Annotated in this window: 21 protein-coding genes and 1 pseudogene; 17 read left to right on the top strand and 5 right to left on the bottom strand. The window is 61.7% G+C overall.

Translation table 11 applies throughout. The annotated features are described in order from the left end of the window. Window positions 1-5 precede the first annotated feature (5 nt). Together cydX and AC0L37_RS12840 are read left to right on the top strand one after the other, a co-directional pair. Window positions 6-134, top strand: a complete 129-nt coding sequence (cydX, locus tag AC0L37_RS12845; protein WP_282220906.1) for a cytochrome bd-I oxidase subunit CydX — start codon at window positions 6-8, stop codon at window positions 132-134. A gap of 253 nt (window positions 135-387) precedes the next feature. Next, the gene (locus AC0L37_RS12840) at window positions 388-534 is read left to right on the top strand and encodes a DUF1127 domain-containing protein (protein ID WP_212658690.1); all 147 of its coding nucleotides are present in this window, start codon (window positions 388-390) and stop codon (window positions 532-534) included. A 74-nt stretch (window positions 535-608) separates the two neighbouring features. On the opposite strand, the gene ybaK is transcribed toward AC0L37_RS12840, so the two are convergent. Both ybaK and AC0L37_RS12830 read right to left on the bottom strand, forming a co-directional pair. Beyond that, window positions 609-1,082 carry a Cys-tRNA(Pro) deacylase gene (ybaK, locus tag AC0L37_RS12835; RefSeq protein ID WP_212658689.1) on the bottom strand — a complete coding sequence of 158 codons (474 nt, stop codon included), beginning with the start codon at window positions 1,080-1,082 and terminating at the stop codon, window positions 609-611. 41 nt (window positions 1,083-1,123) lie between these two features. Continuing rightward, entirely contained in the window at window positions 1,124-2,005 is an 882-nt protein-coding gene (locus AC0L37_RS12830) for a LysR family transcriptional regulator (RefSeq protein WP_282220907.1), read from the bottom strand. Between the two features lie 94 nt (window positions 2,006-2,099). On the opposite strand from AC0L37_RS12830, the gene AC0L37_RS12825 reads away from it, so the two are divergent. Further along, a complete protein-coding gene (locus AC0L37_RS12825; protein WP_282220908.1) occupies window positions 2,100-3,596 on the top strand; it encodes a CoA-acylating methylmalonate-semialdehyde dehydrogenase in 1,497 nt (498 codons plus the stop codon). A 256-nt stretch (window positions 3,597-3,852) separates the two neighbouring features. Here AC0L37_RS12825 and rhaI read toward each other — a convergent pair whose 3' ends face one another. Both rhaI and AC0L37_RS12815 read right to left on the bottom strand, forming a co-directional pair. Continuing rightward, window positions 3,853-5,142 carry an L-rhamnose catabolism isomerase gene (rhaI, locus tag AC0L37_RS12820; RefSeq protein WP_282220909.1) on the bottom strand — a complete coding sequence of 430 codons (1,290 nt, stop codon included), beginning with the start codon at window positions 5,140-5,142 and terminating at the stop codon, window positions 3,853-3,855. 156 nt (window positions 5,143-5,298) lie between these two features. Next, window positions 5,299-7,398 (bottom strand): bifunctional rhamnulose-1-phosphate aldolase/short-chain dehydrogenase, encoded by a 2,100-nt coding sequence (locus AC0L37_RS12815; protein WP_282220910.1) that lies wholly within the window; start codon window positions 7,396-7,398, stop codon window positions 5,299-5,301. A 182-nt stretch (window positions 7,399-7,580) separates the two neighbouring features. On the opposite strand from AC0L37_RS12815, the gene AC0L37_RS12810 reads away from it, so the two are divergent. The 6 genes from AC0L37_RS12810 (at window position 7,581) to rhaM (ending at window position 13,316) form a co-directional block, all read left to right on the top strand. Further along, window positions 7,581-8,387 carry a DeoR/GlpR family DNA-binding transcription regulator gene (locus AC0L37_RS12810; RefSeq protein WP_212658684.1) on the top strand — a complete coding sequence of 269 codons (807 nt, stop codon included), beginning with the start codon at window positions 7,581-7,583 and terminating at the stop codon, window positions 8,385-8,387. A 38-nt stretch (window positions 8,388-8,425) separates the two neighbouring features. Beyond that, window positions 8,426-9,412, top strand: a complete 987-nt coding sequence (gene rhaS, locus AC0L37_RS12805; RefSeq protein ID WP_212658683.1) for a rhamnose ABC transporter substrate-binding protein — start codon at window positions 8,426-8,428, stop codon at window positions 9,410-9,412. Between the two features lie 97 nt (window positions 9,413-9,509). After that, window positions 9,510-11,015 carry a sugar ABC transporter ATP-binding protein gene (locus tag AC0L37_RS12800; RefSeq protein ID WP_282220911.1) on the top strand — a complete coding sequence of 502 codons (1,506 nt, stop codon included), beginning with the start codon at window positions 9,510-9,512 and terminating at the stop codon, window positions 11,013-11,015. Continuing rightward, entirely contained in the window at window positions 11,012-11,989 is a 978-nt protein-coding gene (locus AC0L37_RS12795) for an ABC transporter permease (protein WP_212658681.1), read from the top strand. Before AC0L37_RS12800 ends, AC0L37_RS12795 begins: the two co-directional genes overlap by 4 nt. Further along, window positions 11,986-12,984: an ABC transporter permease gene (locus AC0L37_RS12790; protein WP_282220912.1), complete on the top strand. Its 999-nt coding sequence runs from the start codon at window positions 11,986-11,988 to the stop codon at window positions 12,982-12,984. Before AC0L37_RS12795 ends, AC0L37_RS12790 begins: the two co-directional genes overlap by 4 nt. Further along, entirely contained in the window at window positions 12,981-13,316 is a 336-nt protein-coding gene (gene rhaM / locus AC0L37_RS12785; protein WP_212658679.1) for an L-rhamnose mutarotase, read from the top strand. The genes AC0L37_RS12790 and rhaM overlap by 4 nt, the downstream gene beginning before the upstream one ends. Before the next feature lie 4 nt (window positions 13,317-13,320). Here the strand turns inward: rhaM and AC0L37_RS12780 are convergent, their stop codons facing one another. After that, entirely contained in the window at window positions 13,321-14,451 is a 1,131-nt protein-coding gene (locus AC0L37_RS12780) for a LysR family transcriptional regulator (RefSeq protein WP_473313049.1), read from the bottom strand. A gap of 104 nt (window positions 14,452-14,555) precedes the next feature. On the opposite strand from AC0L37_RS12780, the gene AC0L37_RS12775 reads away from it, so the two are divergent. From AC0L37_RS12775 to AC0L37_RS12740, 8 genes and pseudogenes are all read left to right on the top strand, one after another. After that, window positions 14,556-16,115, top strand: a complete 1,560-nt coding sequence (locus tag AC0L37_RS12775; RefSeq protein WP_282220913.1) for an aromatic amino acid lyase — start codon at window positions 14,556-14,558, stop codon at window positions 16,113-16,115. Between the two features lie 81 nt (window positions 16,116-16,196). Continuing rightward, a complete protein-coding gene (gene osmF / locus AC0L37_RS12770) occupies window positions 16,197-17,108 on the top strand; it encodes a glycine betaine ABC transporter substrate-binding protein OsmF (protein WP_282220914.1) in 912 nt (303 codons plus the stop codon). Between the two features lie 100 nt (window positions 17,109-17,208). Next, window positions 17,209-18,403: pseudogene (locus tag AC0L37_RS12765) on the top strand (ABC transporter permease). Continuing rightward, complete coding sequence (locus AC0L37_RS12760; protein WP_282220916.1) at window positions 18,400-19,335, top strand: ABC transporter ATP-binding protein; 936 nt, start codon at window positions 18,400-18,402, stop codon at window positions 19,333-19,335. Before AC0L37_RS12765 ends, AC0L37_RS12760 begins: the two are co-directional and overlap by 4 nt. Further along, window positions 19,332-20,090 (top strand): ABC transporter permease, encoded by a 759-nt coding sequence (locus tag AC0L37_RS12755; protein ID WP_282220917.1) that lies wholly within the window; start codon window positions 19,332-19,334, stop codon window positions 20,088-20,090. Before AC0L37_RS12760 ends, AC0L37_RS12755 begins: the two co-directional genes overlap by 4 nt. Before the next feature lie 19 nt (window positions 20,091-20,109). Then, window positions 20,110-21,468 carry a dihydroorotase gene (locus AC0L37_RS12750; RefSeq protein ID WP_282220918.1) on the top strand — a complete coding sequence of 453 codons (1,359 nt, stop codon included), beginning with the start codon at window positions 20,110-20,112 and terminating at the stop codon, window positions 21,466-21,468. 163 nt (window positions 21,469-21,631) lie between these two features. Beyond that, the gene (locus AC0L37_RS12745; RefSeq protein WP_282220919.1) at window positions 21,632-22,885 is read left to right on the top strand and encodes a Zn-dependent hydrolase; all 1,254 of its coding nucleotides are present in this window, start codon (window positions 21,632-21,634) and stop codon (window positions 22,883-22,885) included. Beyond that, window positions 22,885-23,970, top strand: coding sequence for a DUF917 domain-containing protein (locus AC0L37_RS12740; RefSeq protein WP_282220920.1), 1,086 nt, complete (start codon window positions 22,885-22,887; stop codon window positions 23,968-23,970). The genes AC0L37_RS12745 and AC0L37_RS12740 overlap by 1 nt, the downstream gene beginning before the upstream one ends. Window positions 23,971-23,999: the final 29 nt, after the last annotated feature.

Genomic DNA, 23,999 nt, shown 5'->3' with positions numbered 1-23,999 from the left:
CGAACATGTGGTATTTCTCGTGGATTCTGGGCGTCGGGCTGGCCTGCAGCTTCGCCATTCTCAACGCAATGTGGTTCGAAATGCGCGAAGATCGCCGTCATGCGCAGGAGAACCGCTCCGCCACCAAGCGGTGAGTGCATAACGGGCAATTAACTGGTTAAGCAAAGCTTAAGGCGGGCGTCGCGGCAGTGGCGCCAATTTTGCGTATGTATATCAAATAGTTGGCCCGAAACGGGCGTGACAGATTCGGCTGGGCAGCTATACCCAATATGAACGAACTGCCTCTTTAATTTGCATCCAGTGCATAACGGATGTGCACAAAGTCCACCTACTAATCACGACTGGCTGAGTATAGATATTGGTCATCGAAACGAAGGGGAACCGAAAATGAACATCCGCCAGAAGCTCAACCAGTTTGCTCAGTACCAGCGCACCATGCGCGAGCTCAATGCACTCGACGCTCGTCAGCTCAACGATCTGGGCATCACTCGCGGCGACATCAAGAACATCGCCCGCGGCAACTACGCTCGTTAATTCGAGCCTGCCGACACTAGACTTGAGATGAAGGCGTCCGATCGGGCGCCTTTTGTCTGTCTGGGGTTCCGTTTCTAACGGATCAGGTCGACGGCCTTGCCGCCCAGTGCTGCCACGAGGTCATCAGGCTTCATGCGGATCTGCAGGCCGCGCTGTCCGCCATTGAGGAAGATCGCATCTTCCAGTGTCGCCAGTTCCTCGACCGCCGTGGGCACCTGCTTCTTCTGCCCAAACGGGCTGATCCCGCCCACCTTATAGCCGGTCAGCCGCTCGGCGTCGGCCGGCTTCATCATATGCGCCGACTTGCCACCAAAGGCTGCGGCAAGCTTTTTCATATTCACCTCGGCATCCGAGGGCACCACCACGCAGACCGGCTTGCCATCCACCTCGGCCATCAGCGTCTTGAGCACGATGGATGCCGAGACCCCCATGGCCTCAGCTGCCTGCAAACCGACTCGGTCCGCATCGGGATCATAATCATAGGTCGCCGTGTCGAAGGCGACATTGGCTTTGATCAGCGCCAGTGTGGCAGGTGTGGTCTTGGACATGGCCCTGTTTTAGCGCAGCCATAGCGCCGGGCAAGCCCCTCTCAGGCGCCAAATATAGCCCGGTCCCGCGCGACGATCTCGGCAAGAAACTCGGCCACCAGCGCAACGCGACGGATCGCCCGCAAATCCTCATGCACTACGGTCCAATAACTGCGGGTAAGAGTGTGGGCGGGCAGCACGGGCACAAGGTTTGCGTCGCGCTGCGCCATGAAGGCGTGCAGAATGCCGATGCCCGCGCCAGCCCGCACCGCCTCGGTCTGGCCCATGGCCGACGAAATCGCCAGGGTCGACCCCCATCCCTTGAGGAATTCAGCGGTGTAGTCGAGCGAGGCGGTAAAGATCAGATCGTCTACATAGCCAACCAGCCGGTGCTGGGCGAGGGCGGCCAGATCGGCCGGTGTGCCCTGCTGATCGAGATAGGTCTGGCTGGCATAAAGCCCGAGCCGATAGTCGGTCAGCTTGCGCGCCACCAGTCGCCCCTCGCGTGGGCGCTCCAGGGTCACCGCAATATCGGCCTCGCGCCGCGACAGCGAAAAGGCGCGTGGCACCGGTACCAGTTCCACCCGCAGGCCCTTGTGCCGCTCGATCAGTTCGCCCAGCCGGGGCGCCAGGAACGCCACGCCAAACCCATCCGGCGCGCCGACGCGCACTGTCCCGTCAATCAGGCTATCGGCACCCGCCGACTCGCTGGCCGCCAGCATGGCGCTTTCCATCCGCTCGGCATGCAGCAAAAAGCCTTCGCCGGCGCTGGAAAGTTCCGAGCCATTGGTCTTGCGGGTGAATAGAGTGCTGCCCAGCGCCTGTTCCAGCGCGGTCAGGCGGCGCGCGACAGTGGCGTGGTTGAGCCCCAGGCTGCGCGCGGCCCCCAATATCTGGCCGCTGCGGGCGACTGCCAGGAAGATACGAACGTCATCCCAGTTCATCGGGCTATACTTTCTGCACAACAGATACGAAATCTATCGCGTTGCGATGCGATAAATGTAGCGCCATACCCTTGTTCAAACAAGGGAGACCGACATGCGCACCATTGGCCATTTCATCGACGGCGTCGAAACCACCGGCAACAGCGCCGAATTCCAGGATGTCTTCAACCCCGCGACAGGCGAAGTTCAGGCTCGCGTGGCGCTGGCGACGCAGGCTGATCTGGACGCTGCCGTGGCATCGGCCGCGCAGGCTCAGCCCAAATGGGCCGCGACCAACCCGCAGCGTCGAGCCCGGGTGTTCTTCAACTTCGTGGCGCTGATCAATCGCGACATGCAGGAACTCGCCGAACTGCTCAGCCTCGAGCATGGCAAGACCGTCGAGGACGCCAAGGGCGACATTCAGCGCGGCATGGAAGTGTCCGAGTTTGTCGCCGGTGCCCCGCATTTGCTCAAGGGCGAATTTACCGATGGGGCCGGACCGGGAATCGACATGTATTCCATGCGCCAGCCGGTCGGTATTGGCGCGGGCATCACCCCGTTCAACTTCCCGGCCATGATCCCGCTCTGGATGCTCTCGCCCGCCATCGCTGCGGGTAATGCCTTCATCCTAAAACCATCCGAGCGTGATCCATCCGTGCCGGTCAAACTGGCGCAGCTGGCCATTGAAGCAGGGCTGCCCAAGGGCATTCTCAATGTCGTGCATGGCGGCAAGGCGGTCGTCGACGGCATCCTGCATCATGACCAGATTGGCGCCGTCAGCTTTGTCGGCTCGACCCCGATCGCCCGCTACGTCTACGCAACAGCGGCCGCTGAAGGCAAGCGCGTGCAGGCTTTTGGTGGCGCCAAGAACCACATGATCATCATGCCCGACGCCGACATGGAAAAGGCAGCCGATGCGCTGATGGGTGCTGGCTATGGTTCGGCCGGCGAGCGCTGCATGGCCGTGTCTGTGGCCGTGCCGGTGGGCGACGAAACTGCTGACAAGATCATCGCCGCACTCAAGCCGCGCATCGAAAAGCTCAAGGTTGGTCCCGCCACCGATCCGGCCAGCGAAATGGGCCCGGTCATCACCCAGGCCTCCAAGGACCGCATCGCAGCGCTGGTCGAGAGCGGCATTGCCCAGGGCGCGACCCTGGCCGTCGATGGCCGTGGCTTCACCCTGCAGGGCTACGAGAATGGCTATTTCGTCGGACCATCGCTGTTCGACAATGTCACGGCCGAGATGGATATCTACAAGGAAGAGATCTTTGGGCCTGTGCTCTCGGTGGTGCGATCAAAGACCTATGAGGACGCGCTCAAACTGACCATGGACAACCCCTATGGCAATGGCACCGCGATCTTCACCCGCGATGGTGACGCCGCGCGCGACTTTGCAGCCCGGGTCAATGTCGGCATGGTGGGTATCAATGTCCCTGTGCCGGTGCCACTGGCCTATCACAGCTTTGGCGGCTGGAAGGCCAGCGCCTTTGGCGATCTCAACCAGCACGGCACTGACGCCATCAAGTTCTGGACCCAGACCAAGACCGTGACGGCCCGCTGGCCCTCGGGCATCAAGGACGGTGCCGAGTTCCAGATGCCAACGATGAAGTGAGCCTGACGTCTGCTCCTTTGGCACACCATGCCGCTTGCTCTGCGCCACACCTCCCCCTTGATGGCGGAGGCCCGGAGGGGTGACGCCGCAAGTACAGCGCTTGCCGGTCACGGTCACGGAATTTGCGAAGATCCAAGTCCTGTCTCGCTTCCCTCCCACAAGGGAGGGCGAATCCGGTGGGAAGGCAGAAGCCATGAAAAAACCCGGCGCTTGCGCGCCGGGCCAGTTGGTCTTCATCAGGAGAAGGAAAGAAGCGTCAAACAATGCCGCTTGAGCCCGCTTCGATGGCCGGGCGGACCTCGGAAACCTTGGCGCGATAGCCGGAGGCGCGGTAGGTGCCCAGCAGGTCAATGGCGCCGCCATTTTCCAGCCGAGCCATGGCCAGGATCGGCTCGACATCGGTGCGATAGGCCTGACGCAGGGCTTCCGTTGCCGCCAGCGCGTCATTGCCACTCTGGGCTGCGGCCAGCGTCTTGCGATCCACCAGCAGCGCCTGCGCATAGGCGCGCTGCACATCGGCGGCCGACAGCATCAATGACTCAATCGGGTCGGTGACATTGTGCGACTGATCCAGCATGTGGGCCGGATGGAAGTTGGCATCCTTGCCTTCGATGTCGACCAGTTCATTGAACACCAGGAACAGGCGATACGGATCTATCGAGCCGGCGTCCAGATCATCGTCGCCATATTTGGAGTCGTTGAAGTGGAAGCCACCCAGCTTGCCGAACTGCGCCAGCCGGGACACGATCATCTCGATATTGACGTTGGGTGCGTGGTGGCCGAGATCGACCAGGCAATAGGCCTTCTCGCCCAGTTCCTTGGCGATCAGGTAATTGGTGCCCCAGTCCTGCACAACCGTGGAATAGAAGGCCGGCTCGTACATCTTGTGTTCGGTATAGATGCGCCAGTCATCGGGCAGGGCGGCATAGATGGATTTCATGGAATCCAGGTAATGGCCAAACTGGTTGGCAAAATTGACCTGGCCGGGGAAGTTCGAACCATCGCCGATCCATACGGTCAGCGCCTTTGAGCCCAGCGTCTTGCCGATCTCGATGCATTCCAGATTGTGTTCGATGGCCTGCTGGCGCGTGCCCTTGTCAGCATGGCTGAGCGAGCCGAACTTGTAGCTCTGCAACTGGCCCTTGGCATCGGCGAAGGTGTTGGAATTCATCGCATCAAATCCCAGACCAAAACGCGATGCGGCCTGCTTGAGGCGGTTGGCGTCGGCCTTGTCCCACGGAATATGCAGCGAAACGGTATTGGTGGCCTGCGTCAGCTGCGCGATGACGGCGCAGTCGTCGATCTTGTCGAAGATATCGCGTGGCTCGCCCAGACCCGGGAAGCGGGCAAAGCGGGTGCCGCCCGTGCCCACACCCCATGAAGGGACGGCCACGTTAAAGCCGGCAACCTTGGCCTTGATGGTGTCGATGGCAATGCCGCGACGGTCGAGCCGTTCGCCCAGCGTGTCATAATCGACATTGAGATCAGCCAGACGGCGGGCGTTCTCGGCTTCGACGACGGTTGGATCGATAATGGTATCGGTCATGTTAGGGCTCCTCCCCAAAATCGTGGCTCTCAACCCCCACCCTCGATCCCTGCCCACAAGGGGAGGGAGACGACTGCCAGCACGGTGCTGTCGGTCCCTGCGCATCCCTCCCCCTTGTGGGGAGGGAATGAGGGTGGGGGCAACTAGCCGATGTACTTATCGTGTGAACGACTGGGCGTTGCCTGCGTCCACATTGATGATGTTGCCGGTCGACTTGGCCGAGGCATCCGAAGCAAAGAAATAGATCGCTTCAGCGATATCCTCGGGGAACACCGAACGCTTGAGCATGGAACGCTCGCGATACATTTCCTCGAGACCATCCTTGTCAGTCTTGTAGGTCGATGCGCGCTGTTCAAGCCATTCGCCGGCCCAGATTTTCGAGCCGCGCAGCACGGCGTCGGGATTGACCACGTTGACGCGGATCTGCTCGCCAGCGCCTTCCAGCGCCAGGCAGCGGGCCAGATGGATTTCAGCAGCCTTGGCGGTGCAATAGGCCGAGGCGTTGGGCGAGGCGGCCAAGCCGTTCTTGGAGGCCACAAACACCACATTGCCGCCGATCTTCTGGGCGCGGAACAGGCGGAAAGCTTCGCGGGAAACCAGGAAATAGCCCGTGGACAGGATGTCCATGTTCTTGTTCCAGAGCTCAAGCGTGGTCTCTTCAATTGGCGCAGAAGAGGCCAGACCCGCATTGGACACCAGAATGTCCAGACCGCCGAATTCGACCACCGCATTGGCGAAGCCGGCAATGACCTGCTCTTCGCGCGTCACGTTGATATTGACCGGACGAACGACGTCCTTGCCGAACACACCCGTGAGTTCCTCGGTGGCATTTGCCAGCGCGGTCTCATCGATATCGGCCAGCACCACGCAGGCGCCTTCACGCAGCAGACGCACGGCGGTGGCCTTGCCGATACCGCCGGCACCACCGGTCACCACGGCAATCTTGCCGGCCAGCGACTTTGGCTTGGGCATACGGGCCAGCTTGGCCTCTTCAAGCAGCCAGTATTCGATGTCGAAGGCTTCCTGCTCAGGCAGACCCTGATATTCGCTCACGGTCGAGGAGCCGCGCATCACATTGATGGCGTTGACATAGAACTCGCCGGAAATGCGGGCCGTCGCCTTGTCCTTGGCGAAGGTGAACATGCCCACGCCCGGCATCAGGTAAACGACAGCGTTCGGATCGCGCACGGCTGGTGAATTGTCGTGCTTGCAGCGGTCGTAATAGGCTTGGTAGTCGACGCGATAGGCGGCGATGTCCGCGGGGATCTTGGCAACCACGGCGTCGACATCGGGATTGGCGGGATCAAACTCGATCACCAGCGGCCGAATCTTGGTGCGCAGGAAGTGGTCAGGGCAGGATGTGCCCAGCGCGGCCAGCGGTCGCAGATTGTTGGAATTGACGAATTCGAGCACAGCCGGGCTGTCATCGAAATGGCCCAGCTTGTGGCTGTCTTCCGAGATCAGGCCGCGAATTTTCGGCATCAGCTTGGCGGCAATGGAACGGCGCGCATCGGCGTCCAGCGACTTGACGGCTTCGCCTCCAAAAATGGTCTTGCCTTCGGTCTGGGTTTCGAACCACTCAATGGCCTGATTGATAATCAGAAGCGTGGTTTCGTAGCATTCCTTGGGCGTGTCGCCCCAGGTGAACAGGCCGTGGCTCTCCAGGATTACGCCCTTGGAATTGGGGTTCTCCTCGCAATATTTGCCCAGCCACAGGCCCAGCTCGAAGCCGGGCTTCTTCCAGGGCAGCCAGCCAATGGTGTCGCCAAAGATCTGCTGGGTCAATTCTCTGGAATTCTTGGAGGCAGCAATCGCGATGATCGCGTCCGGATGCATGTGGTCCACGTAAGCGTGGTTCACATAGGCATGCAGCGGGGTATCGATCGAGGCGGCGCGCGGGTTCAGATTGAACGTGGCGTGGGGCAAATAGCCCACCATCTCGTCTTCGAATTCAACGCCGCGATACAGACCCTTCAGCGCGCGCAGCTTGTCCATATAGAGGGTCGAGAACCCGTCGAGCTTGATCGAGGCGCTGTCGCCACCCGAGCCCTTGACCCAGAGCACTTCGACTTCTTCGCCGCTCAGCGGGTCTTTCTGGAAGATCTTGGAGGAGGTGTTGCCACCACCATAATTGGTCACACGCTTGTCGCTGCCCAGCAAGTTGGAGCGGTAGACGAGACGCTCGGGCTCGCTCATGGCGGCCGCCTTGGCATCATCCCAGAGATTGGCGAGGCGCTTTGGCGCGGTGGTGGACATGAGACTCCTCCCAGAGATTGGCTGTAATCAGGATTGGCCGGACATAGCCATGATCAATCACGCTCGTCAATCAGAAACAATCACAAGCAAGCATAAATGTTCGCGTATTTTTGAAGTTGACGGTTTCATGATTGACAGTGATTGAATTCGATGGGAAGAAATGCGTGAGGGAGATAGCTGCATTGCACGAAACAGAACGCCACAGAGTGATCATTGCCGCCGTGCAGACGCGTGCCGTCGCCACGGTCGCTGATCTGTGTGAGGTCACCGGCTCGTCCGAAGCGACCATTCGCCGGGATATCGCGGCGTTGCATCTGCGCGGCGATGTGCGGCGCGTGCGCGGTGGTGCCGAGGCGGTCAATCCGCCTGAGCAGACCGCCTTGATGGGGCGCCCCTTTGCGGTCAATGAAACCATCAATATCGAGCAGAAGCGCGCAATTGCCCGCGCCGCCTCCGAGCTCTGCAATGATGGCGAGCCGATCATCATCAATGGCGGCACCACCACTTACCAGATGGTGCATCACCTGACTTCGCGCCGGCTATCGGTATTCACCAACAGCTTTGCAATCGCTGAATACCTCATCCACAACTCGCGCAATTCCGTCGTCATCCCCGGCGGCACGGTTTATCGCGAGCAGAACGTCATCCTGTCGCCCTTTGGCGGCGTGGTTGCCTCACATTTTTACGCCAAGCGCATGTTCATTGGCTGCCAGGGCATCGGCGAGCACGGATTGATGGAGGCCGATCCCATGGTCGTCCAGTCCGAGCTGGGCCTGATCGGGCAGGCCGACGAGCTGATCGTGCTGGCTGACTCTTCCAAGTTTTCGGGCAGATCGAGCCTCATTCTATGCGGCCTCGACCGAATAGCCGCCGTCGTCACCGACGCCGGCATCCGCGACGAAGACCGCCAAATGCTCGAAACGGCAGGCGTGCGGCTCATCGTGGCGGAAACGACTGCTCAGGCCGACAAGCAATCCACAGTCGCCTGAGACCAAAGACGACCACCATATTCCAGGGAGGAATACCAATGAAGTTCTTGAAAGTTCTGGCAGCCACCACCGCTGTCGCCGCGCTGCTCGCCAGCCCGGCCTTCGCCCAGACCCGCATCGCGCTGGTCGTGAAGTCGCTGGGCAACGGTTTCTTTGATGCCGCCAATAAGGGCGCACAGGAAGCTGCCGCTGAACTCGGTGACGTTGAAGTCATCTATACCGGCCCGACCTCGGCAACTGCCGAAGCCCAGATCGAAGTGATCAACTCGCTGATCGCACAGCAGGTCGACGCCATTGCCATCTCGGCCAACGATCCTGACGCCCTGGTGCCTGCGCTGCAGAAGGCCATGGAACGCGGCATCAAGGTGATCAGCTGGGACTCGGGCGTTGCGCCTGAAGGCCGTCAGTTGCACCTGAACCCATCGGAAACCAATCTGATCGGCGAAACCATCATCAAGCTGGCTGCTGACTATCTGCCAGACGGTGGCGATGTTGCCATTCTCTCGGCTGCATCCACTGCAACCAACCAGAACGCCTGGATCGACGCCGCCAAGGCTGCGCTGCCAGAGAAGTTTGCCAATATCAATCTCGTGGCAGTCGTCTATGGCGATGATGACTCGGTCAAGTCGACCGACGAAGCCAAGGGCCTGATCGCGTCCTATCCTGACCTCAAGGCCATCATTGCCCCAACCACTGTTGGTGTCGTGGCTGCCGCACAGGTCGTCACCGATCAGGATCTGATCGGCAAGGTGAACGTGACCGGCCTGGCACTGCCATCCGAGTTCAAGCAGTTCATCGACAATGGCGCTTCGCAGGCCGTTGCCCTGTGGAACCCGATCGATCTGGGCTACTCGGCAGTGATGCTGGCCAATGATCTGGTTGAAGGTGCTGAAGCCGGTCCCGGCGCAACCCTGTCAATGGGTCGCATGGGCGAGCTGACTCTGGACGATACTGCTTCGGGCGCCATGGCTGCCCCGTTCACATTCGATGCGTCCAACATCGAAGAATTCTCCAAGATCTATTGATCCTAGTATCCCGGCGCCTCGGCGCCGGGATGTCTCCCTTCTCCGGCTGATCTGTTCGGGTCTAGCCGGGCAGGGGCACTTATAGCGGACAGCCCCCATGACCGACCCAATTCTGACCCTGACCGGCATTTCCAAGAGCTTTCCCGGTGTCAAGGCGCTCAACGAAGTGTCGCTGGAGCTCTATCCCGGCCAGGTGACTGCGCTGATTGGCGAAAATGGTGCGGGCAAATCCACACTGGTCAAGACTTTGACTGGCATCTACCAGCCTGACGCTGGTGAAATCCGTGTTGGTGGCGAAATCGTCAGCCTGCCCACCGCCCACTCGGCCTCCGCCGTCGGTATCACCGCCATTCATCAGGAAACCGTGCTGTTTGACGAAATGACGGTCGCGGAGAATATCTATCTGGGCCATGCACCAACCAATCGTTTTGGGATGATCGACTGGCGCACCATGCGCGCCGAGGCCAAAGAGACGCTGGACTCCATGGCTGCCGGCATCGACCCCGATATCAAGCTCAAGGAATTGGGCATCGCCAAAAAACATCTGGTTGCCGTGGCGCGCGCGCTCTCGATTGATGCCCGCGTGGTCATCATGGATGAGCCGACTGCCGCTCTCAGCCAGAAGGAAATCGAAGAGCTCTATGTGCTCATCGAACTGCTCAAGGAAGATGGCAAAGCCATTCTGTTCATCAGCCACAAGTTCGACGAGATCTACCGCATCGCCGACCGCTTCACCGTGTTCCGCGATGGCGAGCAGGTGGGCAAGGGGTTGATCGAGGACACCAGCCAGAGCGAAATCGTCCAGCTCATGGTTGGCCGCCCGGTTGAAGGCATCTTTCCCGCCCGCCATGCCGATATTGGCGAGGTGGTGCTGCAGGCCAAGGGACTGAGCCACCCAACCGAATTTGACGACATTTCGTTTTCCGTCCGCAAGGGCGAAATCCTGGGCTTTTATGGTCTGGTCGGCGCGGGTCGCTCCGAGGTGATGCAGGCCGTGTTCGGCATGACCCAGACCTCCTCCGGCACGCTCGAGCTCAACGGGCGGACCATAACGCCCAAATCCGCTGCTGACGCCGTTGAAGCTGGCATCGTCTATGTGCCCGAAGAGCGCGGCAAGCAGGGTGTCATCACCGGCGAGCCGATCTTCAAGAACGTTTCGCTGCCCTCACTGGGCAAGACCAGTAAATCGGGTTTCCTGCGGATGGCTGAAGAGTTCGCGCTGGCCCGCACCTATACCGAGCGCCTCGATCTGCGTGCTTCTTCGCTCAGCCAGAATGTGTCGACACTTTCGGGCGGCAACCAGCAAAAGGTGGTGATCGCCAAATGGCTGGCCACCGAGCCCAAGGTGATCATTCTCGATGAACCCACCAAGGGCATCGACATCGGCTCCAAGGCCGCCGTGCATGAATTCATGGCCGAGCTGGTCGCTCAGGGCCTGAGCGTCATCATGGTCTCGTCCGAGCTGCCCGAGGTGATCGGCATGAGCGACCGCATCGTGGTGATGCGCGAGGGGCGCATGGTCGACACCATTGAAAACAACAACCTCAAGCCCGAGACGCTGGTGCGACTGGCTGCCGGTATCGTCGAGGAGCAGGCAGCATGAACCGCCTTATGAAACACCGCGAAGTCTGGCTGGCGCTCGCCATTCTGCTGGTCATCGTGATGGTCACGCTGCGCTTTTCGCGTTTTTCACAGCCGAGCAATCTGCTGACCATTTTCAACGACACCTCCATCCTGATGATGCTGGCTCTGGGGCAGATGGCGGTCATTCTGACCCGATCGATCGACCTCTCCATGGCTTCCAATCTGGCACTGACCGGCATGGTCGTCGCCATGATCAATGCTGCTTTCCCTCAAGTGCCGATCCCCTTGCTCATGGCGCTCAGCCTTGTGGTCGGGGCAGGGTTGGGGGCCTTCAATGGCGTGCTGGTCTGGCGGCTCAATATTCCGCCCATCGTGGTGACGCTGGGCACGCTGACCATCTTCCGTGGTCTGGTGTTCGTCATCTCGGGCGGCGCCTGGGTGAACGCGGCGCAGATGAGCCCGGACTTTATCGGACTGCAGCGCGTGATTTTCCTGGGGCTGCCCGTCTTGAGCTGGTTCGCCATTGTCACTGCTGTGCTGTTCTACATCCTGATGACCCGCACGCCGCTCGGCCGCTCGCTCTATGCCATCGGCGTCAACCCGACGGCCTCGGTCTATACCGGCATTGATGTGGGCAAGACCAAGTTCCTGGCCTTTACCATTGCTGGCGCCGTGGCCGGGCTGTGCGGCTATCTGTGGATCTCGCGCTACGTCATCGCATCGGTCGAAGTGGCGGGCGGCTATGAGCTGACCATCATCGCGGCCTGTGTGATTGGCGGCGTCTCGATTGCCGGTGGCATTGGCACCGTGCCCGGCGTGCTGCTGGGGGCGATCTTCCTGGGCGTGATCAACAATGCCCTGCCGGTGATCAATATCAGCCCGTTCTGGCAGATGGCCATTTCTGGCTCCGCCATTCTGCTCGCCGTAGTGCTCAATGCACGCGGTGAAGCCAGCAAGGGCCGCATCATTCTCAAGAAGGCGGAAGCCGCATGACCGACACTGCTTCGACTGGCCGCCAACTGCCAGACCGTCTGGACAACCCGCTCAAATCCGCTGTGCTCAGTTGGGAAAGCCTGCTGGTGCTGGTGGCCGTGGTCATCTTCATCGTTAATTCCTTTGCCTCGCCCTATTTCCTCAATGCCTGGAGCCTGAGCGACCTTACGTTCAACTTCACCGAGAAGGCACTGATCGCGCTGGCCATGGCTCTGCTGATCATTTCGGGCGAGATTGATCTGTCGGTGGCTGCCATCATCTCGCTGGCCTCCACCCTGATGGGACTGGCCCTTCAATATGGGGCGGATACGCCCGTTCTGGTGCTGGTGGGTATTGGCGCGGGCCTGGCCTGTGGTGCGGTCAACGGGGCACTGGTCACCAAGCTCAAGCTGCCCTCGATCGTGGTCACCATCGGTACCATGAGCCTGTTTCGCGGCATCAGCTTCATCATTCTGGGCGATCAGAGCTTCAAGGGTTATCCCAAGAGCTTTGCCTGGTTCGGTCAGGGCTATGTCGGCTGGGTCATCTCGTTTGAGCTGGTGCTGTTTCTGGTCTGCGCGGTGATCTACTGGGTGCTGCTGCACCGCACCAATTTTGGCCGTCGCGTCTTCGCCATCGGCAATAATGATGTTGCCGCGCGGTTCTCCGGCGTGCGCGTTGATCGCATCAAGTTCATTCTGTTCTGCCTGACTGGCCTGATGAGCGGTGTGGCCGCTGTTCTGCTCACCGCCCGCCTGGGCTCTACCCGGCCTTCCATCGCCGAAGGTTGGGAACTTGAAGCCATCACCATGGTGGTGCTGGGCGGTGTCTCCATTCTGGGCGGCGCAGGGTCCATCATCGGCGTGGTGCTGGCAGCCCTGATCATGGGGCTGGTGACCTTTGGTCTTGGCCTGCTCAATGTGCCGGGCATCGTCATGTCGATCTTTATCGGCGGCCTGCTGATCGTGGTCATCGCGCTGCCCATTCTGTTCCGCATGTGGAGGCAGCGCGCATGATCATCACCGACGGCGACTACGAAAAGCATGCCTTCAAGATGCACCTCAATCCCGGGCAGACGGCCGAGTACAAGAAGCGGCACGACGAGATTTTCCCCGAGCTGGTCGATCTGCTGCACCAGGCCGGGGTGAAGGATTATTCGATCCACCTCGACGAAGAGACCAATACCCTTTTCGGCGTGCTCTGGCGGCGCCGGGATCACACCATGGCCGACCTGCCCGCGACGGCGGTGATGCAGCGCTGGTGGGCTCACATGGCCGATATCATGGCGACCAATGCGCAGAACGAGCCCATCGCCACTGATCTGGTGCCCCTGTTCTGGATGAAGTGAACCGCTAGCGGTTCTCGGCGATGGCGGCGATCAGCGCTGCGCCCAGCGTGGCCCCGCCACCATCGCGCGGCCAGCACAGCCAGAAATTCATGTCATGGCGCCGGGGCAGGGCCAGTTGCGCCAGATCCTCGCGAATGCGGCTGACCGAGGTCTGGGGCAGGATCGACACAAAGCCGTGGTGCAGCACCAGATTGAGAATGACTGGAATGGAGTCGATTTCGATCATCTGCAGCGCGTCTCGCTCGATGTTGCTGAGATAGGTCGCAAGAATTTCGTTGATTGATTGCCGCAAGCCCGAGCGCGCGCTGGGCACCGCCAGCGGTGCGGCCAACAGCGCATCGGCAATGCTGGTGTGCCCCGCGCGGACGCCGACCACCGCCAATGGCGACGTGGCGACGATCTCGCCATCCAGATCGGGGAGGCGTGCGGTATCGAGAAAGGCTACATCGAACAAGCCGCTCTTGAGACCCGCCATAAGCTGGTCGGCCGTGGTCGAACTGACCAGCAGTGGGGCGCGGGGACGCTCGGCCAGCCAGCGCGCCGCCAGATTGGCCAATTGCCGGGCAATCTCGCTCTCATAGCCCAATGGAATGACCGAGCCGAGCCGCGCCGTTGCTGCCGCCTTGCGAAACCGCTCATTGGAGGCGCCTGACAGTTCCCGCCAGACAGCCAGCAGGGCTTCGGCCCGCATCTGAAAGGTCTTGCCCTCGGGCGTCAGTCGCGAGCCGCCACTGCTGCGCTGCAATAGTGTCTTGCCCAGCGTGGCTTCGAGTTGTGCCAGTTGGCGCGTCAGCTGCGGCTGTCCCAGCCCCATGGTGCGTGCCGCGCGCCGGATACTGCCCACACTGGCCACCTGAATGAAGCGCTCCAGCGCGTCGAGCTTGATGGCGTGATGCGGCGACACGGCCTGCGCCAGTTGTGCTACCTGTTTGATGGCCGGCTCCAGCCGCACCGCTTCAAGACTGGCGACCAGGCCTGAGCCGGCGCGCTCGATTAGCCCGATCGAGACTTCTGCTTCAAAGCGGGCGATAGCGGCGGCAATTGTGGACGCGGGCCGGCTCAGCACTCTGGCGGTGCCGCGCACGCTGCGGGTCCGCAGAACGGAATCGACGGCGATCAGCGTAGCGGTGTCCATCTGCCTGCCTTTCGAGCAGACTATGGTGGTGCACAGAATGAGCGCATAGCCTGTTCAGTAATTGGGATATCCCAACATGGCTGACTATCCAATAGCGTGCCCCCATGAATGATCTGGCCATGACAGTGCGCGGCGACCCCATCATCCTCAACGGCAAGCCGCTTAGCTTTGCCGACATTGCGCGAATTGGCCGTCGCTCGGCCCGTCTGGTTGCCAATGACGACGCGCTGGTGCGCGTGGCAAACGCCCGTACGGTGGTCGAAGACGCAATAGCCGGCGGACAGGCCGTTTATGGAGCCACCACCGGCGTCGGCGCCATGAAGGATGTCGAGTGGACCCCCGACCAGCTCGATGCGTTCAATCTCGGGCTGGTGCGCGCGCACCATTTTGGCACGGGTGATGCCTTTTCCAGTGAGATCGTCCGCACCGCAATGGCCATTCGCGTCAATATGGCGCTGACCGGACGCGTTGGCTGCACCACCGATCTGGTTCACGCCTATCTTGCTTTGCTGTCCACCGACGTCGTGCCGGTCGTGCGGCGCACCGGCTCGATCGGCTGTGCCGATATCGGCCTGATGGGCCAGATCGGTGCGGTGCTGACCGGTGCAGGGGAGGCCACCTTCAACGGACAGCGCCTGCCCGCAGCCGAGGCGCTCTCACAGGCCGGTCTGAACGCCTTTCGACTGGCGCCACGCGATAGTCTGGCGTCGATCTCCACCAACGCCGTCGGCTATGCCGCGGCCGCCAACGCCATCCGCGAGGCCGCCAGAACCGTGCGTGTCATGTTGGCGACCGGCCTGACCACGGCAGGGGCGCTCGGCGCGTCGCGCGATCCGTGGAAAGCGGTGGCTCATGTTGGAACCGAACGCGAGGCGGGGATCGGGGCCTGGCTGTATTTCAATGCGATGGGCTGGGACTGGCCCAATGCCACCCATATTCAGGATCCGCTTAGCCTGCGCATGATGAGCCAGGTTTTTGCCACCGGCTTTGAAACCCTGGTTTCCGCTGGCAAGACATTGCTGGCTGCCACCGGTCGGACGGATGATAATCCGGTCGTGGCTGGCGGGCAGGTGCTGACCTCTGGCGGTTCGCTGCCGCTGGATGTGACGGTCTTCATGCAGACCGCGCAATTGGGGCTGGCCCATATCGCCCGCAATTCATTTAACCGCTGCGTATTGCTGGGCAATGGTGGCCGGCGTGACCTGCCGGTCAATCTGGTGGCGCCCGGATCGATCGCCACCGGCTTTGGCCCCATCATCAAACTGGCCGGGGAACTGTTTGCCCGCGTGCTGAGCATGACCAACCCCATTTCAGCCAACTCCATGGTGGTGGCGGGTGGGCTGGAGGATGAAGCGGCTTTCCTGCCACTGGTCGTGGAACGCTTTGAGCGCCAGGTCATGGCGCTCAACCGCCTGTCAGCACTCGAAGCCATACTGGCGGCGCAGGCCATGGACATCTCGGGCGACCGTCCGGGTAATGTGCCGGGCATCATCTACCAGCTCGTGCGTCAGCACGCTGAATACTACACGGTGGATCGGCCACTATCGGCCGAAGTTGAGGCTGTCGAACACGCACTCGGTTCTGACGCAATTATGAACGAACTAATCGCTCACTCAGCGATTATGGAATTGGACGAGTTTTTCGCCCTGGGCCCTGTCGAATAGAATTTGCGATCTGGCTCATTTCTACCAAGACGCTACGTTAGGGACAGTCGGGTAACAGACCCGGAGAAAACGGAGAAACCAATGCGCCTCACATCCACGCTTTTGAGCGCAGTCGCTGCGCTCGCCATTTCCGTCACGGCCGCAAACGCTCAAGTGGTTGTATCGTCCAAGATCGACACTGAAGGTGGCGTTCTGGGCAACATCATCAAGCAGGTACTTGAGGCCAACGACATTGCCGTCGAAGACCGCATCCAGCTTGGTGGCACGCCCATTGTGCGTCAGGCCATCACCGCGGGCGAGATCGACATCTACCCCGAATATACCGGCAACGCCGCCTTCTTCTTCGAAAAGGCCGATGATCCGCTCTGGAACGACGCTGCACTGGCTTATGCCGAAGCCGCCAAGCTCGATTTTGAGGCCAACAATATCGTCTGGCTGACGCCATCGCCCGCCAATAACACCTGGGCCGTGGCCATCCGGTCCGACGTTGCCGAAGCCAATAGCCTGGACACCTTCAGCGAATTCGGCGCCTGGGTTGCTGGCGGTGGCGAGGTCAAGCTTGCCGCATCGGCCGAGTTCGTCAATTCGCCTGCCGCGCTGCCAAAATTCCAGGAAGTCTATGGCTTCTCCTTGACCCCTGATCAGCTCATCACCCTGTCGGGTGGCGACACCGCGGCCACCATTGCCGCTGCCGCCCAGCAGACCAATGGCGTCAATGCCGCCATGGTCTATGGCACCGATGGCGGCATTGCCCCGTCCGGCCTCAAGGTGCTCGAGGACGACAAGGGTGTGCAGCCCGTCTATCAGCCTTCGCCGATCATCCGCGCTGACGTGTTGGCGGAATACCCGCAGATCGAAGAACTGCTCAAGCCCGTCTTTGAAGGCCTGACGCTCGAAGTGCTCCAGGACCTCAATGGTCGCGTGCAGGTCGGTGGCGAAGCCTCTGCCGCCGTGGCAACCGACTATCTGACCCAGGGCGGTTTCCTGCAGTAGGCCGAACCGGGGTGAGGGCAACGCGCTCACCCCATTCCTTGCTCCGGCGGAGTAGGGGCCCTTTCAAGGCGAAGCATCTACTGACCGTTCTGGAGCCAGCATGAGCATAGCCGACACTCCCGCTGCCGCCACGCGACCCGTTTGGTTCGCGCTCGACAAGCTCGGCGTCATGATCGCCCTGATTGCCGCCGCAGGCGCCGCGCTACCCTTCGCCCTGTTCCGCGCCAACCGGATCGTGCTCGGCGAAACCAAGGGACTGTTTGAGGCGCTGCCGGGCCAGTTTTCCGCGCTGCTCACACTCACATTGCTTGCCGGTTTCGGTGTAGCTCTATTGCGCCTTGCCCCGCTGACCAAGCTGATCGTCGGGTTTTCCGTCCTCGCCGTGCTGTTCGTCCTGATGGGCCAGTCAGCGGCCTTTTTGACGCCCGAGGGCAACACCTTCGCACGCGTCTCGCCCGGCGCGGGGTTCTGGCTGCTGGTCTTCGCCTTCGCCTTGCTGGAAACCGACGCCCTGACCTCGGCTGGCCTTCAAGCCCCTGACACGCATCGCCATTCTGATCGCGGTGGCGGCAGCTATGGCGCTGCTGTTGTGGAGCGGCGGCTGGGATCAGCTTTCCATGCTCAAGGAATATGCCAATCGCGCCCCGGCCTTCTGGTCTGAAGCGCACACCCATCTGGTGCTGGCCTTCGGCTCGGTCGCCATTGCCACGCTGGTCGGCCTGCCGCTGGGCATTGTTTGCTACAAGGTCAAACCCCTGCGCGCCGGCGTGCTCAATGTGCTCAACATCGTCCAGACCATTCCCTCAATTGCCCTGTTTGGCCTTCTTATCGCCCCACTGGCCTGGATTGCCGCCAACATCCCCGGCGCATCGGCCATCGGCATTTCGGGCATCGGCACGGCGCCTGCTCTAGTCGCGCTGTTCGCTTATTCGCTGCTGCCCATCGTCTCCAACACCGTGGTGGGCCTGCAAAGCGTCTCGCCGGCAGCCATCGATGCGGCGCGCGGCATGGGCATGACCGATTTCCAGCGCCTCAGAGCGGTTGAACTGCCACTCGCCTTCCCGGTGATCCTGACCGGCATCCGTATCGTGCTGGTGCAGAATATCGGCCTGACCACCATCGCCGCGCTGATCGGCGGCGGCGGCTTTGGCGTCTTTGTGTTTCAGGGCATTGGCCAGACGGCCATGGATCTGGTGTTGCTGGGGGCTGTGCCGACGGTCGCCCTGGCTTTTGCCGCCGCAGTGGTGCTCGACGCCCTGGTGGAAATGACCGCGCGCGAGGGGAAGCGCTCATGATTGAGATCGACGACCTCACCAAAAGCTATGATGGCACCGTGGTGGTGGATCATGTCACGCTGACCATTCAACCCCACACCATTTGCGTGGTGGTCGGCACCTCGGGCTCGGGCAAGACCACGCTGATGCGCATGATCAACAAGCTGGTGACGCCCACTTCGGGCACAGTGCGCATCGATGGTCAGGATATCGCCGATATCCCAGCCTATGAACTGCGCCGTCGCATCGGCTACGCCATTCAAGGGCATGGCCTGTTTCCCCACCGTACCGTGGGCCAGAACATTGCCACCGTGCCCAAGCTGGTCGGCTGGGACAAGGCGCGCATCGCCCGCCGCGTCGACGAACTGATGGCGCTGTTCCAGCTCGATCCCGGCCAGTTCCGCGATCGGCTTCCGCACGAGCTCAGCGGCGGCCAGCAGCAGCGCGTTGGCGTAGCCCGTGCTTTGGCGGCCGAGCCCAATATCCTGCTGATGGACGAGCCCTATGGCGCACTTGATCCGGTGATCCGCGCCAAGGCACAGGAAGATTTGCTGGCCATTCAGCGCAAATTCGGCACCACGGTCGTGCTGGTTACCCACGACATGGAAGAGGCCATTCACCTCGGCCACACCATCGCGGTGATGGACGAGGGCAAGCTGCTGCAATGCGCAGCGCCCGCCGAGATCATCGCCAATCCTGCAACGCCCTTTGTCGCCGAACTGATCGGCACCAGCGAGCGTCCCTTCCGCCTGCTCTCGCTGTCCAGGGTTGCCGATCACATTGAGCCCGGCGAGGCCAGCGGCGACCCCATCGCGGCCGAAGCTTCCCTGCGTGATGCCTATGCCGAGCTGCTCTGGTCCGCCCGCCCGGCATTGCCCGTGCAGCGCGATGGCCAGATTGTCGGTCAGGTCACGCTGGACGCGCTGGCCAAACTGGCGGCGCGGCCACAATGACCACCGGCAATCTCCTCCGACTGCTGGCGTTTCTGGTGCTGGGCCTGTTTCTGGCCAGCCCCGAGCTGTTCAGCGGCTTCTTCAGCCTGTTCACCAAAAACAGCCAGCCCGCCATCTACAATCAGGGCAGCCTGCTCGACATCACCCTCAATCACCTGGCCATCGTGGCCGCCGCGACCGCAGCCTCCACCATCATCGCGGTGGGCCTGGCCATCATCGTAACCCGGCCGTTTGGCGCCGAATTCCTGCCGCTGTCGCGCAGTCTCGCCAATGTCGGGCAGACCTTTCCGCCCGTGGCCGTGCTGGCGCTGGCGGTGCCCATGCTGGGCTTCGGCACCGCCCCAACCCTGGTGGCGCTGTTTCTCTACGGTCTGCTGCCCATTTTCGAGAATACGCTGACCGGCCTGACCAATCTTCCACCCGCGGTGACCGACGCGGCCAAGGGCATGGGCATGACCGGCTGGCAACGCTTGCTCAAGGTCGAACTGCCGCTGGCGCTACCCGTCATTCTGGCCGGTATTCGACTTTCCGTGGTCATTTCGCTGGCCACCGCTACCATTGGCTCGACCGTCGCTGCACGGACCTTGGGGGAGGTCATCATTGCTGGCCTGCTTTCGAGCAACACCGCCTTTGTCTTGCAGGGCGGGCTGATCGTTGGGGTGCTGGCCGTGTTAATTTATGATGGCCTGTCAGCGCTGGAACGCTTTTTGATGGCCAGTACCGGGCAATTGGGCCGGGCGGCGGCCACATCATGATACAGCTGGGGGCTGAACCATGTCTGACTTCGATCTCGTCCTGGCGGGCACTGTTGTGCTGCCAGATCTGATACTCGACCATGGCTACGTCGCGATACGCGACGGCAAGATCGTCCATGTCGGCGAAGGCACGCCGCCCCATGCTCATGAACGCCATGAATTGGGCGACGCGCTGATCCTGCCCGGCGCCATCGACGCCCAGACCCATTCGCTCAGCCAGCGCGATCAGGAAGACTTCATCTGGTCCACCCGCTCGGCCGCTGCCGGCGGCGTCACCACCATTGTCGATATGCCCTATGACGAGGGCAATCTGGTCGCCTCGGCTGATGCCGTGCGCAGCAAGGTGGCTCACGCCCAACCGCAGGCCCGGGTGGATTTCGCGCTCTATGGCACCGTGGTGCCCGAGGAAGGCGCCAGCCGCATCGCCGAACAGGTCGCGGCCGGAGTGGCCGCCTTCAAGTTCTCCACCTTCGGCACCGATCCGGTCCGCTTCCCGCGTATCCCCGCTGCTTTGCTCGAGGAGTGCTTCGCGGCGATTGCGCCCACCGGACTGACTGCAGGCGTCCATAACGAAGATGACGAGGCCGTGCGCGCGGCAATGGCCAGGGTCAAGGCGCTGGGCATCACTGATTTTCGCGCCCATGGCCTGAGCCGCCCACCGCTGACCGAATTGCTGGCCAGCCTGCAAATCTATGAAACCGGTGCCGCCACCAGTTGCCCGGCCCATGTTGTGCATTGCTCGCTCGGCCGGGGCTACGACATTGCCCGGTCCTATCGCGAGCAGGGGTTTGCAGCCACCATCGAATGCTGCATCCATTATCTGACGCTGGACGAGGAAAACGATGTCGCCCGGCTCGGCGGCAAGGCCAAGATCAACCCGCCCATCCGTCTGCGCGCCGAGGTTGAAGAGCTCTGGGAGCATGTGCGGGCCGGTAATGTCACCATGGTCTCGACCGACCATGTGAGCTGGTCGGAAAACCGCAAGACCAACCCCGACATGCTGGCCAATGCCTCAGGCGTACCGGGCCTTGAGGTCATGGTGCCGCTGTTCATCAAGGGCGCCTTGGAGCGCGATATCCCGCTGACCTGGGCCGCAAAGCTGATGGCCGAAAACCCGGCAAAACACTTCCGCATCGACCATGCAAAAGGCGCGCTCAGTGCCGGCAAGGATGCCGATATCACCGTGCTGTTCCCGCGCCCCAAACGCTACGACGCTGCCGAGAGCGGGCACAACGTGGTGGGCTGGTCGCCCTATAACGGCATCGAGCTGCCCTGGACGGTCGGCCTGACCTATCTGCGCGGCCAGCAGGTCTTTGACGGCACCAATGTTGGTGAACCGGGTTTCGGACGTTTCGTGCGGCCGGAGGTGGGCGCGTGAGCGGCCCCCCACCCTCACTCCCTCCCCACAAGGGGGAGGGAAGCACATCCTGCGAGAAACCGATAATTTTGCTCCTGAACGCGCACCCATCGTCTCCCTCCCCCTTGTGGGGAGGGACCAAGGGTGGGGGTGGAGCATCCACCGGACGGGAGCAACCGCTGTCATGAATACCAATTCCACCATTCGCGCCCGGCGCATTGCCGACGATATCGACGCGCTGGCCGGTATCACCGAACCGGATCGCCCCTATACGCGGCGCGCATTTACCCCGAAATTCTTTGAGGGCCGCAAATGGCTGGAACAGGCCATGCGCGACGCCGGGGCCGTGACCCAGATCGACGCGGCGGGCAATCTGATCGGCACCATTCCCGGCGCCCATCCCGATCTGGGCACCATCATGCTCGGCTCGCATTCCGACACCGTGCCCGATGGTGGCCGCTTTGACGGCATTGCCGGGGTGATTGCCGCCCTCGAAGTGGTCCGGGCGCTGCGGGATCAGGGCACTGTTCTTGATCATACACTTGAAGTAGCAGATTTCCTCGCCGAAGAGGTCTCGATCTTTGGGGTCTCCTGCATCGGCAGTCGCGGCATGAGCGGCTCGCGACCGCCTGAGTGGCTGCAGCGCGTGGCCGGTGAACTAACGCTCGAACAGGCTATTGCCGATGTCGGCGGCCACCCGCTGCACAGCGCCGAGCGCGACGACATCAAGGCCTTCCTCGAACTGCATATCGAGCAGGGCCCCGTGCTGCAAAATGAGAAAATCGATATCGGTGTGGTCACGGCCATTGCCGGCATCACCCGTATTGAAATCATCGTTGAAGGCCGCGCTGACCATGCGGGCACCACCCCCATGGGCGCACGCAAGGACGCGCTGACCACCGCAGCCTGGATCGCATTGGGTGTCGAGGAACTCGCCAAGGCGCTGGCCAGCGGCGAAGCCCATTTCGCCGCGACGGTCGGCGAATTCGAAATGACCCCCAACGCGGCCAATGTCGTGCCCGCCAGGGTGCGCATGCTGATCGATGCGCGTGCCGAACGGCGCGAGGATATGGAGCGCTTCGTTGATGAACTCGACAATGGCGTCGGGGCGATTGCTTCCAAGACTGGCGTGGCGGTTTCGGCGCCCCGAATTGTCTCGGACAATCTGCCGACGCCCGGCGATGCCGACCTGCTCGACGTGCTCGATGCCGCCTGTGAAACCGCTGGCGCCAGCCACCGCCGCATGGCCTCGGGGGCAGGGCACGATACCGCCTGGATGGCGCGAATCACCAAGGCAGCCATGATCTTTGTGCCCTGCGTCGATGGTCGCAGCCACGCCCCCGATGAATTGGCCACCGCTGAAGATATCGCGCTGGGCGCGGCCGTCCTGCTGGATGCCGTCATGGCGCTCGACACCAAACTGCAAGAGGACATTTGATGGGCCGTATTCTCACCGAAAAGGATGTCGAAGCAGCCGTTCTGGGCGGTTCAGTCTACGCCGCTGGCGGTGGTGGCTGGGCCGATCATGGCCGCATGCTTGGGCACGCCGCGGTCTCGGTCGGCAAGCCCGAGCTGGTCAGCATTGAAGAGCTCAATGCCGATGACTGGGTGGCCACCGCAGCCGCCATTGGCGCTCCAGCCTCCACCACGCCATGGGAAATGCAGGGCGTCGACTATGTCAAAGCCGTGCAATTGCTGCAGGACGCGCTGGGCGAAAAACTCAGCGGGCTGATGGTCGGGCAGAACGGCAAGTCATCAACCCTCAATGGCTGGCTGCCATCGGCCATACTGGGCACCAGGGTGGTCGACGCTGTCGGCGATATTCGCGCTCATCCCACGGGCGATATGGGCTCGATCGGCATGGCTGGCTCCCCCGAGCAGATGATCCAGACCGCCGTGGGCGGCAATCGCGACGAGAACCGCTATATCGAACTGGTAACACGTGGCGCGACGGCCAAAGTCTCGCCCATCCTGCGCACTGCTGCCGACATGTCCGGCGGCTTCATTGCCTCCTGCCGCAATCCGCTGCGCGCCAGCTATGTACAACGCCACGCAGCCCTCGGCGGCATTTCGCTGGCACTCAAGCTGGGCGAAGCCATCCTCGCGGCGCAGGGCAAGGGCGGCACCGCCATCATCGAAACCATCGCCAAAACCACAGGCGGCACCATCCTCTGCGAGGGACGGATCACCGACAAATCGGTGGTCTACACCAGGGAAGCCTTCGACATCGGCACGGTCACCCTGGCATCGGGCGATGTGCTGCATGTGATGAATGAATATATGGCGGTGGACGACAGGTCCGGCACCCGGCGGGCGACCTTCCCCGATGTGCTGACCACGCTCTCAAGCGATGGCGAACCGCTCAGCGTTGGCCAGCTCGAAATCGGCATGCAGATCTTCGTGCTGCACGTCCCCAAGACCGTCATTCCGCTCAGCTCCTCCGTGCTCGATCCCACTGTCTATCCCTTTGTCGAGGAGCGCATGGGGATCGATCTGGCCAGCTATGCGCTTGCGCAGAACTAGTCCCATTTACGGTGTCACCCTGCGCAGGC

Source organism: Devosia sp. J2-20, from assembly GCF_055808475.1.
Note: the sequence above shows the minus strand (reverse complement) of the source record. Positions and strands in the feature narration are given on the sequence as shown.

Coding starts and splice junctions, on each gene's coding strand:
- AC0L37_RS12830 (WP_282220907.1), bottom strand. CDS start 2,005: ATGAACTGGGATGACGTTCGTATCTTCCTGGCAGTCGCCCGCAGCGGC.
- osmF (WP_282220914.1), top strand. CDS start 16,197: ATGCGCCTCACATCCACGCTTTTGAGCGCAGTCGCTGCGCTCGCCATT.
- AC0L37_RS12815 (WP_282220910.1), bottom strand. CDS start 7,398: ATGTCCACCACCGCGCCAAAGCGCCTCGCCAATCTCTGGGATGATGCC.
- AC0L37_RS12755 (WP_282220917.1), top strand. CDS start 19,332: ATGACCACCGGCAATCTCCTCCGACTGCTGGCGTTTCTGGTGCTGGGC.
- cydX (WP_282220906.1), top strand. CDS start 6: ATGTGGTATTTCTCGTGGATTCTGGGCGTCGGGCTGGCCTGCAGCTTC.
- AC0L37_RS12745 (WP_282220919.1), top strand. CDS start 21,632: ATGAATACCAATTCCACCATTCGCGCCCGGCGCATTGCCGACGATATC.
- AC0L37_RS12740 (WP_282220920.1), top strand. CDS start 22,885: ATGGGCCGTATTCTCACCGAAAAGGATGTCGAAGCAGCCGTTCTGGGC.
- ybaK (WP_212658689.1), bottom strand. CDS start 1,082: ATGTCCAAGACCACACCTGCCACACTGGCGCTGATCAAAGCCAATGTC.
- AC0L37_RS12780 (WP_473313049.1), bottom strand. CDS start 14,451: ATGGACACCGCTACGCTGATCGCCGTCGATTCCGTTCTGCGGACCCGC.
- AC0L37_RS12795 (WP_212658681.1), top strand. CDS start 11,012: ATGAACCGCCTTATGAAACACCGCGAAGTCTGGCTGGCGCTCGCCATT.
- AC0L37_RS12760 (WP_282220916.1), top strand. CDS start 18,400: ATGATTGAGATCGACGACCTCACCAAAAGCTATGATGGCACCGTGGTG.
- AC0L37_RS12840 (WP_212658690.1), top strand. CDS start 388: ATGAACATCCGCCAGAAGCTCAACCAGTTTGCTCAGTACCAGCGCACC.
- AC0L37_RS12750 (WP_282220918.1), top strand. CDS start 20,110: ATGTCTGACTTCGATCTCGTCCTGGCGGGCACTGTTGTGCTGCCAGAT.
- rhaS (WP_212658683.1), top strand. CDS start 8,426: ATGAAGTTCTTGAAAGTTCTGGCAGCCACCACCGCTGTCGCCGCGCTG.
- rhaI (WP_282220909.1), bottom strand. CDS start 5,142: ATGACCGATACCATTATCGATCCAACCGTCGTCGAAGCCGAGAACGCC.
- AC0L37_RS12790 (WP_282220912.1), top strand. CDS start 11,986: ATGACCGACACTGCTTCGACTGGCCGCCAACTGCCAGACCGTCTGGAC.
- rhaM (WP_212658679.1), top strand. CDS start 12,981: ATGATCATCACCGACGGCGACTACGAAAAGCATGCCTTCAAGATGCAC.
- AC0L37_RS12800 (WP_282220911.1), top strand. CDS start 9,510: ATGACCGACCCAATTCTGACCCTGACCGGCATTTCCAAGAGCTTTCCC.
- AC0L37_RS12825 (WP_282220908.1), top strand. CDS start 2,100: ATGCGCACCATTGGCCATTTCATCGACGGCGTCGAAACCACCGGCAAC.
- AC0L37_RS12775 (WP_282220913.1), top strand. CDS start 14,556: ATGAATGATCTGGCCATGACAGTGCGCGGCGACCCCATCATCCTCAAC.